The organism is Priestia sp. SIMBA_032 (assembly GCF_046535215.1).
GTDB lineage: Bacteria > Bacillota > Bacilli > Bacillales > Bacillaceae_H > Priestia > Priestia aryabhattai.
Genome location: NZ_JAWRXD010000005.1, coordinates 28444 through 43903 on the forward strand (window position 1 = coordinate 28444; position 15460 = coordinate 43903).

Consider the following 15460-nt stretch of genomic DNA (forward strand, 5'->3'; position numbering starts at 1 on the left):
GCGTAAAAGCTCTAGCTATATGCTAGGGCTTTTTTTATTGGCAAGAAACTCTTCGTTTCAGCATACAGTTTAATAAGAGTGTATGTTTGAAAGGAGAGTGCGGAAATGAATAAAACTCATGTAATAAAGCCGCTGCTCGACGACGACTACCCAGTTATTTCATATGGAAAAGGAATTTATTTGTACGACCAAGATGGAAAAAGGTACATAGATGCTTCGTCGGGGGCAGTTACAGCAAGTATCGGACACGGCGTAAAAGAAATTATTGATGCGATGACCGATCAGGCACAGAAAGTTGCGTTTGTATATCGGTCGCAGTTTACAAGTGATCCAACAGAAGCCTTAGCTAAGAAACTATGTGAATTAAGCAGCAATCATTTCCAGTGGAGCTTTTTTGTTAACAGCGGGACAGAAGCGACTGAAACGGCTATGAAAACGGCAATTCAGCATTTTCAAGAGCAAGGGAAGCCAACCAAAACAAAGGTTTTGTCACGCTGGATGAGCTATCACGGTATTACAATAGGAGCTCTGTCTATGTCAGGGCACGTTGGAAGACGAAAACGCTTCTCGTCTTTGCTTGAAGATTATCCTTCGGTTTCGCCTCCTTATTGCTATCGATGTCCGTTTCATCAAACCTATCCATCCTGTAATCTTGCTTGTGCTCACGAATTGGAAACAGTTATCAAACGAACCGGCCCTGAACATATTGCTGCTTTTATTACAGAGCCCATTGTAGGAGCAGCTGGAGCAGCGCTTACACCTCCTCCCGGTTATTATGAAGCGATAAGAGAAATTTGTGATAAATATGATGTGTTATGGATAGCCGATGAAGTCATGACTGGCGTTGGGCGTACGGGCGTGATGTTTGCGTATGAGCACTGGGGAGCTAAACCAGACATCATGACGCTTGGAAAAGGAGTGGGAGCAGGATATACACCAATAGCCGTTACGTTGGCTAGCAGCAAAACGATTGAACCTATCATGAACGGCTCCAAATTAATTATGAGTGGACATACGCTAAGTGCTAATCCGCTGTCATCCGCTGTAGGGCTGGCTGTCTTAACTTATATTGAAAAGAATGATCTTGTTCAAGAAGTAGCGCTGAAAGGCGACTATTTAGTAAAAAAATTAAAGGAGCTTCAACTTCTTTACCCTATCATTGGTGATATACGTGGTAAAGGCTTATTAGTTGGTCTTGAGCTTGTGCAAAATCCAAAAACGAAGGAGCCTTTTTCATCCTCCGAAAATATGACGGCGCGCGTAATAAGTAAGGCCCAGAAAAATGGTCTTCTCCTTTATCCTTCGCAAGCAGGAACAGACGGAGTCGAAGGAGACGGTATTATTATTTCGCCGCCATTTACAATTACTCATCGTCAACTAGATGAAGCGGTCGAGCTGCTTTCGAAAACATTGTATGAAGTACAAAATGAAAAACAGGGAAATGAGGTGAAATAAGTGACAAAGGTCGAAAACTCATTTCAAAAGATGACAACTGTGGAACAAGCGATTGAATACGTGGATCATGCTGCTACGCTGATGATAGGAGGGTTTGGAGGAGTAGGCAGTCCACCTTCTCTTATTGACGGTCTTATTGAAAGCGGAAAATCAAATTTTACACTGATATGTAATGATTCGGGCTTTCCTCATATTGGTGCGGGAAAATTAGTAAGTCAAGGAAGAATTCAGAAGCTGATCGCTTCTCACATTGGATCGAACCCAGTGGCTGGAACGCTGATGACAGAAGAAAAGCTGAAAGTTGAGTTTTCTCCTCAAGGAACGCTTGCTGAGCGGATTCGAGCGGGAGGAGTTGGACTTGGAGGAGTACTGATTGATGTAGGAATAGAAAATGACATTATTCAATTTGGAAAAGAAAAAGTGGAAATAGACGGCAAGACATTTTTAGTTGAAAAACCGCTCACAGCCGATGTGGCTTTTGTATATGCAAAAAAAGCAGATCCATTCGGCAACTTGCTTTATGATAAAAGCGCTCGAAACACTAATCCCTTAATGGCTATGGCAGGTCGTATAACTATTGCTGAAGTGGATGAAATCGTCCCTCTCGGCGACATTGACCCAGAGAACGTGATGACGTCAGGTGTATTTGTGAATTATATTGTGCCTTCAAAAGGAGTGAATTGGAAATGGGTTTGGGAATAGATATTCGTCATCGTATTGCGAGACGCGCTGCGGCTGAAATCAAAAACGGCATGATTGTTAACTTAGGGATCGGCATTCCTTCTCTTATTCCTAATTATGTACCAAGCGCTGTTCATGTGATGTTTCATGCTGAAAACGGAATTTTAGGGTTAGGATCTTCGCCTCCTTTAGGTGAAGAAGATGAGAATGTCTGCAATGCAGCAGGCTATCCAACAACTACTGTTCAAGGGGCTTCATACTGTGATAGTGCTACAGCCTTCGCGATGATTCGAAAAGGATACGTCGATATGACCATTCTTGGTGCGTTAGAAGTGAGTGAAAAAGGGGATTTAGCTAATTGGATTGTGCCAGGTAAGCGAGTTCCTGGGATGGGAGGAGCGATGGAATTAGCTCAAAAAGCGAAAAAAGTCATTGTGCTAATGAATCATACGAGTAAGACAGGAGAACCAAAACTGGTTAAGACGTGCTCTTTACCTCTTACTGCTTCGGGCTGCGTGGGATTAGTTATTACGGATCGGGCAGTTTTTAAAGTAGAAAAAGATGCCCTTCTTCTAACCGAGTTAATGTCTCCTTATACCGTAGAAGATATTTTGAGTTCAACAGAAGCGACCGTTCGCCTGAGTGATCAATTGATTACGATACCATAAGGAGGACCATTACATGAACATACAGCAATCTATTCATAACTGGATGACAGAGCATCGTCAAAGCGCAGTGCGTTTACTCAAGCGTTTCGTAGAAGAAGCAAGCGTACAGGGTTCTGAAAAGCATGCCCAGGCAATTGTCATTGAACGCCTTCGACAGCTGCAGTTAGATATTGATATATGGGAGCCAGACGAAAAAAAACTTCGTACCCATGAAGCTTTTGCCTCCAACCGTTCTAGTTTCCGAGATAGCCCGAATGTGGTAGGCGTGTTAAAAGGAAAAGGTGGAGGGAGATCCATCATTTTAAATGGACATATTGATGTCGTGCCTCCCGGCGATCTTTCACAGTGGAAGGAAGATCCTTATACGGCCGTTGTAAAAGATGGAAACCTATATGGGCGCGGTGCAACGGATATGAAAGGAGGGAATGTGTCGTTACTTTTAGCGATTCAAGCATTAAAAGAGCTAGGCATTTCATTAAAAGGAGATGTTATTTTTCAAAGCGTAGTAGAAGAAGAAAGCGGAGGTGCAGGAACACTTTCCTGCGTGCTTAGAGGGTATAAAGCAGATGGTGCCATTATTCCAGAACCAACCAACATGAAGATCTTCCCTAAACAGCAAGGCTCGATGTGGTTTCGCGTGATCGTACATGGAGTAGCAGCACATGGAGGGACTCGGTATGAAGGGGTGAGCGCCATTGAAAAAGCAGCTGTTGTGCTTAAACATATTGAGGGTCTTGAAAAAGAGAGAAACAGCCGAATTACAGACCCGCTCTATAATAAAATTCCTATTCCCGTGCCAATTAATATCGGAAATATACAAGGAGGAACGTGGCCTTCTTCAGTTGCTGATCAAGTAGTATTAGAAGGCAGGATAGGAGTTGCTCCGCATGAAAAAATGAAAAATGTTAGAGCGGAAATGAAATCGTGGCTTGAACTTTTGCCTCAGTGTGATGAGTGGTTTGCTAATCATCCTGTCGACTTGGAATGGTTTGGGGCCCACTGGCTTCCCGGTGAAATTGAATTAGAGCATCCGCTTATGACCTCTCTTTCGTCCTCTTTTTATCAAGTGAAACAGACTCAGCCGGTCGTTGAAGCATCTCCTTGGGGAACGGACGGCGGGATATTGTCACAAGTTGGAGATATTCCAACAGTTGTGTTTGGACCAGGAGTAACAGAAGTAGCCCACTTTCCGAATGAGTATATTTGTATTCAAACGATGCTTGATGCAGCAGAAATTATTGCTCTCACCGTAGCAGACTGGTGCAGTATTGCGGACTAAGCTAAAAAGGGAGAGGATACAAACAAATGGCGAAACAAGAAAATATTTGTCAACCAACCTTTGCTATGACTCTTTTTTTAGATGAATGTAACAAGCGTCTGAGAATAGATGATTACCGGGGAAATGTGAACGATATTTACAGCTATATATATAAAGAAATTGATAAGGCAACGTACGAAAAGTGGATTATAAAAGCACGTGCTGAACATCTGTTGGACTGGATGAGCTTGGGATTTTCTTTAGAAGCAACTGTTCCCTACTATTTTAATGGAAGCGACGCGTATCTTTTATGCTACTATACGTCTCAATCCCGCCGAGACAGCGGGGAGACGTTAAAAGAAACAGAGCTGCTTCAAGATGTTTTGAATTTGCCGACATCTGATTATTCTCCTTTATCAAATCAACTGATTATGCGCCGAGCCATTTCATCTGACGCTAAACAACTTTCTCAGCTCTACCGTCAAATCTTCACAGTGTATCCTACGCCCCTCTACGAAGAAGAGTATCTCTTTAGTTTGCTTCAAGAAGATAGTTTGTTTTATATCATAGTTGACAAGAACGATATCGTTAGCGCTGCTTCTGCTGAAATTGACTATGTCTACCACAATGCTGAACTAACGGATTGTGCGACTCTCCCTGCTTACCGAAAGTATGGATTTATGAAGCATTTATTAAGCGCACTAGAGGCGGAGTTAAAACAGCGGCATATTTTTTGTGCATACACAATAGCGAGAGCGCTTTCATTTGGGATGAATGCCGCTTTTCATCAGCTTGGGTATATCTATACGGGACGGTTAACGAATAATTGTTACATTTATAAATCGTTAGAAGATATGAACGTATGGGTGAAGGATTTGTCAAAAAGTAAAAGGTGAGAAATAATTAACCAATTTATGGGCTGTAACATATAACAATAGTAAATCTTCATAAAGGAGCGATTGTATGTTATATGATTTATATAAGCCGTCCCGACATTGGAAAGATATTGAGTTATGGAAAGATATTCCTGAAGAAAAATGGAATGACTGGATTTGGCAATTAACAAACACAATTCGAACGCTAGATGATTTAAAAAAAGTCATTAACTTAACTCCTGAAGAAGAAGAAGGAGTACGCATTTCAACCAAAACAATTCCGCTCAATATTACGCCTTACTATGCATCTTTAATGAATCCAGATGATCCTCGCTGCCCCGTTCGTATGCAGTCTGTTCCGGTTGGCAAAGAACTTCATAAAACAAAATACGATCTAGAAGATCCCTTAGATGAAGACGAAGATTCTCCAGTGCCAGGGTTGACTCATCGCTATCCTGATCGCGTTTTGTTCTTAGTGACCAATCAATGCTCCATGTACTGCAGATACTGTACTCGAAGAAGATTTTCAGGACAAATTGGAATGGGTGTTCCAAAAAAGCAGTTAGATGCTGCGATTGCTTATATCGCCAAAACACCTGAAGTACGAGACGTACTCATTTCAGGCGGTGATGGCTTGCTAATTAATGACAACATTTTAGAATATATTTTGAAGAATTTAAGAGCTATTCCCCATGTGGAAATTATTCGAATTGGCACAAGAGCACCCGTTGTGTTTCCGCAGCGAATAACGGAAAATTTATGTGCCCTTTTAAGAAAATATCATCCAGTGTGGTTAAATACTCACTTTAATACATCCATTGAAATTACGGAAGAGACAAAAAAAGCATGTGAAATGCTTGTCGATGCAGGCGTTCCAGTTGGCAATCAAGCGGTTATTTTAGCTGGGATTAATGACAGTGTAGCTATCATGAAAAAGCTTATGCACGATTTAGTGAAAATACGCGTTCGTCCTTACTATATTTATCAATGTGATTTATCAGAAGGAATTGGGCATTTCCGCGCACCTGTTTCCAAAGGGCTTGAAATTATGGAAGGGCTGCGAGGTCATACGTCTGGATATGCCGTTCCAACGTTTGTTATTGATGCTCCAGGAGGTGGAGGAAAGATTGCGGTTCAGCCAAACTATATTATTAGTCAAAGCGCAAGTAAAGTTGTTCTGCGAAACTTTGAAGGCGTGATTACGACGTATCCAGAGCCAGAAAGCTATGTGCCTGGGCGTGCAGATGATTATTTTCGAGCTGTTTATCCATCATCGGATGCTAAAGATTCTTCCATCGGCATCTCGGGTCTTATGAATGATGCTCAATTCAATCTTGTACCGGAAGGATTAGGGAGAGTAAAAAGACGTAAAACGTATGAAAGTGACAGTGCTCACGAAAGTCTAAAAGATAAACGTGAAAAAAGAGATGAATTAAAAGATAAAAAGTTTAAAGCTCAATTAAAAAAAGACGGTAAAAGCGACGATGCTCCATCATCTTAAGGAGGTCCTGTAATATGACTGTTCAATGCGCATGGTGCGAAGAAGAAAAAGCGGTAGAAACAACCAATACCGCATACTGGGAATTGCCAGACGGAACGAGAAGTATTGAAATTACTCATATGCCATGTATCAGCTGTTCAGGTTGCGGGATGTCATATCAAGAAGAAGATATCATAGAAGAAGTGGAAACACAGCTGCTTCTTGTCGATACAAAAAAACTTGATGAATCCATTCGGTATGATGAGCTATTAAAAGTGCCAAGATTATTAAAACGGAACTACTTTAAATTCTAAAAAGCCGCCCCTTATTTTGTAAGGGGCGGCTTTGCTTATTGATAAGCCTTTGTTCCAGCAGTACGCAGGCTATAGGCATGTTTTAAAGCTACTGTAACAGGACGGAAAGTTGGAAGTTCGACTTCGTCTATTTTCGAAACGGGCAACAGACCAACAGATGTGCTCGTAATAAAAACTTCATCAGCTTCTTTTAAAAAGGAAGGTGTCATATTTTGTTCTCGGATTTGAATGGCTTGTTCTTGAGCACATTCCAGTACGTTAGCGCGCGTAATACCGGATAGAATTTTTCTTGTTGCAGGAGTCGTGAACAAGACGTTGTCTTTTATCGCAAATACATTGCTGCTCGACCCTTCGGTTATGTATCCGGCTTTTACTAAAATAGCTTCTTTACATCCTTTAGAAGCCGCGGCTTGTTTGGCCAGAAGGTTAGGAAGTAGGTTTAATGATTTGATATAGCAATTAGCCCATCGTTCGTCTTCCAAAAGAAGCGTGGAAATGCCTTTTTCATAGGCTTCTTCAGGTGTTTGGCGAGGGTGGCGTATTGTGAGTGCTAATTGTGCAGGTACATCGGGAAATAAATGATTTCGAGGAGCAATCCCGCGCGTAACTTGAATATAAATATCGGCGTCTTTTAACGTTGACTTTTCCATTGCTTGATCAATGATGTCCTTTAGCTCTTGTCTTGAAACCGGCAGTTCGATAAAGATTGCCTTTGCACTTCTTTCTAAGCGGTCTAAGTGACGTTCAATTGAAAACGGAATCCCTTTGTATACGCGAATAAATTCATAAACACCGTCTCCGAACTGGTGACCGCGTTCATCAATTGGAATAACAGCCTCATTAATATCTCTAAACTCTCCAGCATAATATGCTAATTCCATCTTGAAAAACTCCCTTCCTTTAGATATTAAAACGTTAACATAAAATTCAGCAAAATGAAATTATTTACTTGGTTTCTTCGAAGAAAATGAAAAAAGTCATACTCCTTTAGGAGTATGACTTTTATGAAAACGTACGTTTGAATGCTAATGAAAATTTCTGAATGGCTTTTTTAGGTGTAACAAACTGAACGATGAGCTTGGTACCGGTGATGAACCAATCGACAATACGGCTGCCGAGAAGCATCGTTACTAAAATGGATAAGGCGATTAAGACGATAATACCCCAAGACGTTGGCTCTAGACTTTTTGAGAAGTCAGTTGTAAAGAACCATTTTAAAATGAAGCCGTGCAATAAATACACGTATAGCGATCGCTGTCCAATGCTTGTTAAAGCAAAACCGCGCGTTGGAATTAAAGCCATAAAGGCAAAAGATACAAGAAAAGCAATTCCATAGTGAGAAACGCGCATTAAAAATTCGGCCACATTGTCGTACGTGTTCGTTCCATACAGCATATCTGTGTAAGCCGTGTCGTCCAAGAAAGAATAGCTTCCAATTAATGTAACTAGTAATACGATGGATGCAATGATTCGATTTCGCGCTGTCAAAAGATTTGTAAAAGGCTCTTGTCGCTGTGACAAATAGTAGCCTAAAAGGAAAAACGGGAAAAAGACAAACATTCGGCTAATGCTTAGAATTTTATCAAATCCGTCAATATCAATGAAGCCCATTGCAAGTCCAAGCGAAATAGAGACAGTTAAGCTAATCCACATCGGGAATTTTGCAAAGAAAGGAAGCATTAATTTCCAAAAAATTAAGCTCAGTAGAAACCACATTGCCCATCTAGGAACCAAATATTGAAGCGTGTACGTTTCATCTGTATAAAGCACACTATAATAAAGGGTATAGATAGTTTGGAAAGCTAAATAAGGAAGAGCCACCTTTGTAAATATTTTTTTGTAATATCCTTTTTTATGGAAATTTTTTGAGAAATAACCTGCTAGTAAAATAAAGACAGGCATATGGAAAATAAAGATAAAGTGATAAATGGACAGCATTCCGTTGCTATCTGTTCGGTACGGAGAAATCATGTGTCCAAATACAACTAAAAAAATTAATACGAATTTAGCATTATCAAAGTAAGCATTTCGAGTATTCATAGTATTATTTTTCCTCAACATATGCTGATGTAAACCTCCCACCAACAAGATTTATTTAAATGGCGATTATTGTTAGAATAACCTTTCACTACGGAATTAAAACATGAATTCTTCTTTTTTGCAATTACATAAAGGCTTGAGAAACCTGTCGATTCAACGCTTTTGTTATAAAAACGATGTGTTTTTGTTACAAATGTCTTTTTGAAAAAAGAAAAATATTGATATAACAATATTTATTCGTTACGCTAATAGTGAAATTTGTTTTGCAACTGTAACATGAATTTAATATTTTTTGTCCAGTAAAACACTTATATTGCAGTGTTCGACATCTACATATCACAGAAGAAGTTGTAGATTTCTTAAAAAAATGATAGAAAAGATACACATACCGCTGGAGGGGGAGTACGATGAAATCCTTTTATCACTATATAATGAAATTCCGATCAAATAAAAAACATGATCGAATGGGAGAGTTTGCGCGAAGTGCTTATGATGATCACAGCTTCCCGAAATCTTCAACAGATTATGACGAACTGAGTTCTTATTTAGAGCTTAACGGACATTATTTATCAAGTATGACCGTATTTGATGAAGCATGGGAGCTTTATCAAAATAATGCGTGAGAAATAAAAAAGCGGGCTGATGGATATCCATCAGCCTGCTTTTTTATTTTCTTTAGCTCATGCACTAAGCAGGAGGAAAAATGATAGAGGGCAATAGATAATAAAGGCTTGGTTCTAAAGATGTTATACTTCCCCTTTTTTAGTTACTGCATATAATATTGTAACTTTTCAGTAGGTGTATGTTTACTAAGGAGGTGCGACGATGGCAGGGAAGAAAAAACCTAAATACGGAATTGGTGAAACAGTCGTTGTAACAATATACGGGACCGTTGGCACTATTACCGATATAAAAGTGATGGATGGGATTTTTGTATACGAAATCAACCATAGTGAAGGTCTTTTTTTAGAAGATACAATTGAGCTTCTAGAAGAATATGAAGGTCAAATATTAGTACAGGAAAGAGTAGAGCTTGAATATAAATTTTTCTTCGGCGATATCGTCCAGGTTTTTAATTATGGAAAAGAGTTATTTAAAATCATTGGTATTCGAACAGAAATATGGCGTTATAAAGAGGATTCATGGGAAGATATTGTCTATGAATTGTCACGTGTAACAGATGGAGAATGGCTTGAGGCTAGTGAAGAAGAACTCATTCTCGTAACTCCTCATGAGGAAACAGAAAATTACGCTCAAAGTGTTGATATGTTGTATTTAGGTAAAGAAATTAAAAAGACGGAGTTGCTACCAAAGATGAAAAAACAAAACGGTTCTGAAAAAGAAGAAGTGAGGTTAACTAAAGAAAAGCATGAGATTATAAACGGTCTTTTAGATGTGTATAATGATTATAAATTTTTGTATGAGCTTTTTGAAGATGAAGAATACGCTGAAGTCATGAACTTAGTGCTGAAACATTTAAAAAAGATAGCAAAATCCGAACAAGGAAAATAGCAGGTAGATGCCTAATAAATAAAAGATAGCCTAGATAGATCATCACATCTCTCTTAGCTATCTTTTATTGTGTATACGGCGATGGTAATGAAAAAAGAATGGGTATAATTACCTCTCTATTTAAACTGCTGAAATTTTAGACATACTATTGCCAAATTGTTCATAAATGTGTATAAGGTAAAACTTCAAGCAGAAGATGGAGTGAACCTATTTTTAAGAAAAATAAGGTACGCTAATCCGTTCAAACGGGATAAGGAGTGATATTGTGAAAGAAATCGAAGTGGTCATTGATACGGAAGAAATTGCGGAGTTCTTTTACAATGAACTAGTCAAGCGAGGCTATGTTCCCGCTGAAGAAGAGCTAGGCGAATTAGCGGATATAACTTTTGATTATCTCATTGATAAATGTATTATTGATGAGCAAGATGAAGAATAAAAAGATAGATACATCTGTAACGACGGGGAAACTCGTCGTTTTGTTTATGAGACAGCGGTTATGAAAAAGGATTAGCAGCTTTTATAGCGGATTGTACTTTTATATGATGCTGAAGGGGAATTTTTTTAACTGAAGAAGCGGGAATAGAGTCAAGAAGAGAAAATATGCTTTCGTCTTCAAACCAATCTTCTTTTCTTAAAAAAAGATGTACGCGGTCTCCCCAGCTCATAGTTAAAGTCGGGCTATAGAGCTTTTTGGAATGAGTTCTGTCATTTGTAAATATATCTGAATTATAATCGCTTCGAGACCCTGTATGAGGGTGTTTAAGGCTAAAGGTATAAATAGCATCATACAAGTTTGAATAAAAAAGAAGAACGTATAAAGTTTTTCCCACTTCAATCCGTCTTAAGACAGACTCAAAATGATACACTTTCGTTCCACTTAACTCAATCTTATTACCTGAATAATAGGGAAAGACGATTTGAGTCATACCGAGAAAGTTTTGAGTGTGAAACTGCCAAGAGTGAAGAACATCACGCTGAAACTCTCTTTTAAAGAGAACATTTTTTTCGATATGATACTGTTCGTTCACAATCAGAGCTATTGATAAGAGCGTTTTGTTTCTATGCTGCCAAAAGTCATTCCAAACAGCTATCATAAAAGACGATATGTGAAAAGCGGGGAGTAAATGAAACAGATTGCTGTTTTGCTCTTTGCTTTTTTCATAGAGTAACAGCTGAGCGTAAGCATCATGAAAAATGGCCGAGTTGGAGTGTTCTAAAAACAAGAAGTATGCGTGCTGTTTTTCTGATGAAAGCAGGGATTTTATTAAGGTAGTGGAGAGATCTGTCATATAATAGCCGCCGTTTCGTGAAACTAAGTGTGCTAAAAGAGCCCAATGAATTTCAGGGTGTTTTTGATAATAGTCCAAATAAGCTTGTGTACGTGTAACATTGTTTTGATTAGCTTTTTTTACTTTTCTTCGAATTTCTTTAATCCATTTTACATCTTCTCCGATAAAAGAGAGCGGGCGAATAGCGGGAGGTTTGTGCTGCATGGTTTGCTGCAGACGAAGAACATCCTCCAATTTAACGAGAGAATTGGTGTCAGTAGAAGTCATGTTAGGCCTCCTTTGAAACGTTTAACTATTTAAAAAAAGGGTAAGGGACTTTTTGAAACCTTTATAACATTTCGTACGTATAAAGGGTAACAAATGTTAAGAAAAGAGGTTTTCTTTATGTTCAGAAAAATATTTGAATCATTAACTGGATCTAAACATCGCCGCTACAGTAGCAGTGATCGACACTACAGACGTCCTCGTCATTACAGCAGCAGTGATCATCATTACAAACGTCCACGCCATCATAGCAGCAGTAGCGATTATAAGCGAAGCAAATATTATGACAGCCACAGTCATTCAAAATATGGCCATCACCATTACAAGCGCAAACGTAAAAGCGGAAGTTTCTTTTCAAGCTTTTTCTCAAGTTGATTTATGATGAAAAATCGAATGTTCAAACACTTTCATCGCTGGCTAGTTGACCGTCCTTTCAAAAAAGGAAAAGTCATTTGCGGGCGATATGAAATCATAGATGTACTGGGAATGGGAAGCTATGGTATAACATATGTCGCTAACGACATTGTGCAACAAAAAAAGGTAGTAGTAAAGCAGCTCCGTAAAACGAAGCAGCGCACGTCCCAGGGGCTGAAGTCTTATCATTATGAAGCGAAATTGCTGTCTCAGTTAAATCACCCTCAAATTCCTTCACTGTATGAAGCTATCGAAACAGATGAAGGCTGTTTCTTAGTGATGGAGTTGATTCAAGGGAAAACGTTTGAAGATTTAATTTTTGAAGAGAAGTGCGTGTATACGGAAGAACAAGCGCTTGATATTTTACTTGATATTCTAAACGTAGTTTCTTCTCTTCATGAGCAAGGAATCGTTCACCGTGATCTTCGTATTCCGAATATTATTGATGTTAACGAGACCATCTATGTTATTGACTTTGGCCTTGCTAGATTTTTAGGGGACCATGAAGAAACAAGCACCCTTATAGAAGAACAGCAGTTTATGAGACAAACATCTGCTGCAAGCGATATCTATGCGCTTGGTCATTTTCTTTTATTTTTATTATACTCTGGTTATGAGCCGACGGAGAAACAAGAAAAAAGCTGGGAACAAGAGCTAAGTTTGGCGACACCAATTAAGACCATTATTCAAAAAATGCTGAGCGCAGATGAATCGTATGAAAGCATTAAAAGTTTACAAAAAGATATTTATGACTATATAAATAGTAAGAACTCAGGGAGGGGAAAGTATGGCGCTATTTAATAAAGCGTTAGCCCGCATTGGAATTGGCGCAGCGCGAGTCGACGCTAAGCTTGTCAATGATGAATTTCGTGCTGGTGAAAAGATTGAAGGGATTGTTGAAGTGTACGGAGGCAATGTGGAGCAGAAAATTGACAGCATCTATCTGCGTCTATTCACAACTTATGTAAAAGAAAGAGACGATAAAAAATACAAGCAGGATATTGAGCTTAATACGTTTAAGATTAACGACCCGTTTACGATTCAACCATCTGAGACGAAGTCTATTCCTTTTACCTTTCAGCTGCCTGATGATACGCCCGTTACATTAGGGAGAACCCGGGTGTGGGTGGCGACGAGCCTCGACATTAAAGATGCGGTTGATCCGTCGGATATTGATCATGTAAAAGTGCTTCCTAATCAGATGGTAACAAGCACAATTGAAGCTATGGAACAGCTTGGCTTTCGCTTGCGCCAAGTCGAGTGCGAAGAAGCTCCTCGCAGGATGAGAAAAAGACTTCCTTTTGTTCAAGAATTTGAATTTGTTCCAAGCGGTGGAGTGTACGCTGGGAAAGTAGATGAAATTGAAATCATCGTGCAGCCAAGCGGCTTACATGACTACGATTTATTTATAGAAGTAGATCGACGAGCCAGAGGATTTGGCGGCTTTCTATCTGAAATGCTGGATGCAGATGAGTCGCTCGTTCATGTTCATGTTTCTGAAAAAGAAATTTCTCAGTTGAAAAATAGATTAACCAATATTATTTCACGCTATAGCTAACGTGCATAGCTCTCCTTTATTTTTCGTATATTAAAGACAGTAAAAAGAAAGGAGAGAGGTATATGCCGCAATCAAAGCAAACGAAAAAAATAAATGCAAAAGAGGAATTTTCGGCTGAATTTGTCGTTCATCAAGCTCCTAAGCCAGAAGACTATATTCAGCCAAAACGTGTGAATAAGTAAAGCATGTAGAACGCTACATGCTTTTTCTTTTAATAGGTTGGAGGAAATAAAAAATGGTAAATCGCACTACAAAATATTCTCTATTTATTGTATCGCTTTTAGCTTTCTTTTTACTCATTTTATTTACGTTTAATACACCTTGGGTGAAACAGCTTGACTTTAATGTACTTCATACTATTGAAGGATGGAGGACGGACACGTTAACACCTATCATCATATTTATAACAACCGTAGGATCTTGGTATGTCACTGCGCCAATCTGGTTTGCAATTATAGTATTTCTTCTTTATAAACGAAAAGGGTTGCTCGTTTTATATATCACGCTCGTTTTTTGGGGAGTTCGCGCTTTAAATTGGGGGTTGAAGGAGATTTTTGCAAGACCAAGACCTGATTGGAGTCAAGTCGTTCCCGCCTCTCACTATAGTTTTCCGAGCGGACATGCCATGAACTCAATGGCGTTTTACAGCGGAGTACTTTTGTTAATATGGATGTATACAAGAAGCAGGGCTATCAAAACGGCAGCTGCATGGGTAATTGCTATTGTTATTTTATTAATTGGATTTAGCCGTTTGTATTTAGGTGTACACTTTTTAACGGATATACTAGCAGGATATTGTTTAGGACTTGCTTGGTCCTTAGGGGTCTACCTCCTTTCTAAACGCCTATATAACCAAAAATAGGAGCAATGGTTACATTTTTTTCGTTAATATTTCATTTTGTTTAAGTAGGCCTATTGATTCATCCATTCAAAAACAACTAATGATAAAATGAAAAACAAATATTTTATGTACATGTTTAATAAGAAAAAACTAGTAATTTCGACAAAAAACGTTTTGATTCGATAAAGGGTTTTCGGATTTTATCACTAATTATATAAGAATACATGACGTAAAAGAGTAAATACTTGCTTTTGGGTGGAGGGAAGAATGTTGAGTGTGTGGACCACAATAAAAAAACAATTTAATATTAGCACAGAATATGATGTAACCATTATGCAAACAGAAGAAAAAGGCGAAAAGCGCGGATATAAGCCTGTCCATCGTCTAACGATTACAGCATTCGATCATCAAGACGCAGCAACACAAGTATTTCAGATGTTTAATATTGCTGATAATTTGCCAAAAGATTGTGATGCGAGGTTTATCAGCACAGGCGATATTTTGTTAATTGATGAAGGTACTCGGGGGAAGTACTACTACAAGCTATGGACAGACGGCTGGCAAAAAGTGAATCGCCTGCACGTACGTTAAACATAAGGTAAAAGCGACCTATCTGGCCGCTTTTTATTTATATGTCGACTCTTAGTAATCACGAGTATGATGGCCAGGGCCATTTTTTCGGTTTGTTGCTGAATATTCATCTCCATGTGCTTCATGTTCTGCTATAATTGCTTCCTTTGGAATATGATTATTCTTTTTAGGCGAATTAATTCGGTTGCGATGTTTTTTTCCCATACATATCACCTCAGCT

Annotated in this window: 19 protein-coding genes; 15 read left to right on the forward strand and 4 right to left on the reverse strand. The window is 38.9% G+C overall.

Going from position 1 to position 15460, the window contains the following annotated elements:
* The first annotated feature begins 105 nt into the window (after positions 1–105).
* From SB717_RS17180 to SB717_RS17210, 7 genes are all read left to right on the forward strand, one after another.
* Complete coding sequence (locus SB717_RS17180) at positions 106–1455, forward strand: aspartate aminotransferase family protein (RefSeq protein WP_410904294.1); 1350 nt, start codon at positions 106–108, stop codon at positions 1453–1455.
* Positions 1456–2157 carry a CoA transferase subunit A gene (locus SB717_RS17185; protein WP_182005759.1) on the forward strand — a complete coding sequence of 234 codons (702 nt, stop codon included), beginning with the start codon at positions 1456–1458 and terminating at the stop codon, positions 2155–2157.
* Positions 2142–2804: a 3-oxoacid CoA-transferase subunit B gene (locus SB717_RS17190; RefSeq protein WP_029715086.1), complete on the forward strand. Its 663-nt coding sequence runs from the start codon at positions 2142–2144 to the stop codon at positions 2802–2804. The genes SB717_RS17185 and SB717_RS17190 overlap by 16 nt, the downstream gene beginning before the upstream one ends.
* A 13-nt stretch (positions 2805–2817) precedes the next feature.
* Positions 2818–4083, forward strand: coding sequence for a peptidase (locus tag SB717_RS17195; RefSeq protein WP_410904295.1), 1266 nt, complete (start codon positions 2818–2820; stop codon positions 4081–4083).
* A gap of 26 nt (positions 4084–4109) precedes the next feature.
* Positions 4110–4958 (forward strand): putative beta-lysine N-acetyltransferase, encoded by an 849-nt coding sequence (gene ablB / locus SB717_RS17200; RefSeq protein ID WP_410904296.1) that lies wholly within the window; start codon positions 4110–4112, stop codon positions 4956–4958.
* A 67-nt stretch (positions 4959–5025) separates the two neighbouring features.
* Positions 5026–6438, forward strand: a complete 1413-nt coding sequence (kamA, locus tag SB717_RS17205) for a lysine 2,3-aminomutase (protein WP_410904297.1) — start codon at positions 5026–5028, stop codon at positions 6436–6438.
* A gap of 14 nt (positions 6439–6452) precedes the next feature.
* Positions 6453–6731 carry a YokU family protein gene (locus SB717_RS17210; protein WP_074677102.1) on the forward strand — a complete coding sequence of 93 codons (279 nt, stop codon included), beginning with the start codon at positions 6453–6455 and terminating at the stop codon, positions 6729–6731.
* A gap of 35 nt (positions 6732–6766) precedes the next feature.
* Here the strand turns inward: SB717_RS17210 and dat are convergent, their stop codons facing one another.
* Together dat and SB717_RS17220 are read right to left on the reverse strand one after the other, a co-directional pair.
* The gene (dat, locus tag SB717_RS17215; RefSeq protein WP_410904298.1) at positions 6767–7612 is read right to left on the reverse strand and encodes a D-amino-acid transaminase; all 846 of its coding nucleotides are present in this window, start codon (positions 7610–7612) and stop codon (positions 6767–6769) included.
* A 121-nt stretch (positions 7613–7733) separates the two neighbouring features.
* Positions 7734–8771, reverse strand: coding sequence for an acyltransferase family protein (locus SB717_RS17220; RefSeq protein ID WP_074677098.1), 1038 nt, complete (start codon positions 8769–8771; stop codon positions 7734–7736).
* Between the two features lie 407 nt (positions 8772–9178).
* On the opposite strand from SB717_RS17220, the gene SB717_RS17225 reads away from it, so the two are divergent.
* From SB717_RS17225 to SB717_RS17235, 3 genes are all read left to right on the forward strand, one after another.
* Positions 9179–9394, forward strand: a complete 216-nt coding sequence (locus tag SB717_RS17225; RefSeq protein ID WP_013058722.1) for a YozE family protein — start codon at positions 9179–9181, stop codon at positions 9392–9394.
* 202 nt (positions 9395–9596) lie between these two features.
* Positions 9597–10283, forward strand: a complete 687-nt coding sequence (locus SB717_RS17230) for a hypothetical protein (RefSeq protein WP_013058721.1) — start codon at positions 9597–9599, stop codon at positions 10281–10283.
* A gap of 265 nt (positions 10284–10548) precedes the next feature.
* Entirely contained in the window at positions 10549–10719 is a 171-nt protein-coding gene (locus SB717_RS17235; protein WP_013058720.1) for a YozD family protein, read from the forward strand.
* Positions 10720–10777: 58 nt separating this feature from the next.
* On the opposite strand, the gene SB717_RS17240 is transcribed toward SB717_RS17235, so the two are convergent.
* On the reverse strand, positions 10778–11839 hold the full coding sequence (locus SB717_RS17240) for a DUF2515 family protein (RefSeq protein ID WP_098622432.1): 1062 nt from the start codon (positions 11837–11839) through the stop codon (positions 10778–10780).
* Between the two features lie 117 nt (positions 11840–11956).
* On the opposite strand from SB717_RS17240, the gene SB717_RS17245 reads away from it, so the two are divergent.
* From SB717_RS17245 to SB717_RS17265, 5 genes are all read left to right on the forward strand, one after another.
* Positions 11957–12211, forward strand: a complete 255-nt coding sequence (locus SB717_RS17245) for a hypothetical protein (protein WP_074677094.1) — start codon at positions 11957–11959, stop codon at positions 12209–12211.
* A gap of 3 nt (positions 12212–12214) precedes the next feature.
* Positions 12215–13051, forward strand: coding sequence for a serine/threonine protein kinase (locus SB717_RS17250; RefSeq protein WP_410904299.1), 837 nt, complete (start codon positions 12215–12217; stop codon positions 13049–13051).
* Positions 13038–13808, forward strand: coding sequence for a sporulation protein (locus SB717_RS17255; RefSeq protein WP_098622434.1), 771 nt, complete (start codon positions 13038–13040; stop codon positions 13806–13808). Before SB717_RS17250 ends, SB717_RS17255 begins: the two co-directional genes overlap by 14 nt.
* A gap of 235 nt (positions 13809–14043) precedes the next feature.
* Positions 14044–14670, forward strand: a complete 627-nt coding sequence (locus tag SB717_RS17260; RefSeq protein WP_410904300.1) for a phosphatase PAP2 family protein — start codon at positions 14044–14046, stop codon at positions 14668–14670.
* Positions 14671–14916: 246 nt separating this feature from the next.
* Positions 14917–15240, forward strand: a complete 324-nt coding sequence (locus SB717_RS17265) for a hypothetical protein (protein WP_013058713.1) — start codon at positions 14917–14919, stop codon at positions 15238–15240.
* Positions 15241–15291: 51 nt separating this feature from the next.
* On the opposite strand, the gene SB717_RS17270 is transcribed toward SB717_RS17265, so the two are convergent.
* Complete coding sequence (locus SB717_RS17270; protein ID WP_013058712.1) at positions 15292–15444, reverse strand: hypothetical protein; 153 nt, start codon at positions 15442–15444, stop codon at positions 15292–15294.
* Positions 15445–15460: the final 16 nt, after the last annotated feature.

Bases quoted from the DNA above. Each gene is read 5' to 3' on its own strand.
- ablB (WP_410904296.1), top strand. From the start codon at position 4,110: ATGGCGAAACAAGAAAATATTTGTCAACCAACCTTTGCTATGACTCTT.
- dat (WP_410904298.1), bottom strand. From the start codon at position 7,612: ATGGAATTAGCATATTATGCTGGAGAGTTTAGAGATATTAATGAGGCT.
- SB717_RS17195 (WP_410904295.1), top strand. From the start codon at position 2,818: ATGAACATACAGCAATCTATTCATAACTGGATGACAGAGCATCGTCAA.
- SB717_RS17240 (WP_098622432.1), bottom strand. From the start codon at position 11,839: ATGACTTCTACTGACACCAATTCTCTCGTTAAATTGGAGGATGTTCTT.
- SB717_RS17225 (WP_013058722.1), top strand. From the start codon at position 9,179: ATGAAATCCTTTTATCACTATATAATGAAATTCCGATCAAATAAAAAA.
- SB717_RS17250 (WP_410904299.1), top strand. From the start codon at position 12,215: ATGATGAAAAATCGAATGTTCAAACACTTTCATCGCTGGCTAGTTGAC.
- SB717_RS17265 (WP_013058713.1), top strand. From the start codon at position 14,917: ATGTTGAGTGTGTGGACCACAATAAAAAAACAATTTAATATTAGCACA.
- SB717_RS17245 (WP_074677094.1), top strand. From the start codon at position 11,957: ATGTTCAGAAAAATATTTGAATCATTAACTGGATCTAAACATCGCCGC.
- SB717_RS17190 (WP_029715086.1), top strand. From the start codon at position 2,142: ATGGGTTTGGGAATAGATATTCGTCATCGTATTGCGAGACGCGCTGCG.
- SB717_RS17270 (WP_013058712.1), bottom strand. From the start codon at position 15,444: ATGGGAAAAAAACATCGCAACCGAATTAATTCGCCTAAAAAGAATAAT.
- SB717_RS17260 (WP_410904300.1), top strand. From the start codon at position 14,044: ATGGTAAATCGCACTACAAAATATTCTCTATTTATTGTATCGCTTTTA.
- SB717_RS17255 (WP_098622434.1), top strand. From the start codon at position 13,038: ATGGCGCTATTTAATAAAGCGTTAGCCCGCATTGGAATTGGCGCAGCG.
- SB717_RS17180 (WP_410904294.1), top strand. From the start codon at position 106: ATGAATAAAACTCATGTAATAAAGCCGCTGCTCGACGACGACTACCCA.
- SB717_RS17220 (WP_074677098.1), bottom strand. From the start codon at position 8,771: ATGAATACTCGAAATGCTTACTTTGATAATGCTAAATTCGTATTAATT.
- kamA (WP_410904297.1), top strand. From the start codon at position 5,026: ATGTTATATGATTTATATAAGCCGTCCCGACATTGGAAAGATATTGAG.
- SB717_RS17210 (WP_074677102.1), top strand. From the start codon at position 6,453: ATGACTGTTCAATGCGCATGGTGCGAAGAAGAAAAAGCGGTAGAAACA.
- SB717_RS17230 (WP_013058721.1), top strand. From the start codon at position 9,597: ATGGCAGGGAAGAAAAAACCTAAATACGGAATTGGTGAAACAGTCGTT.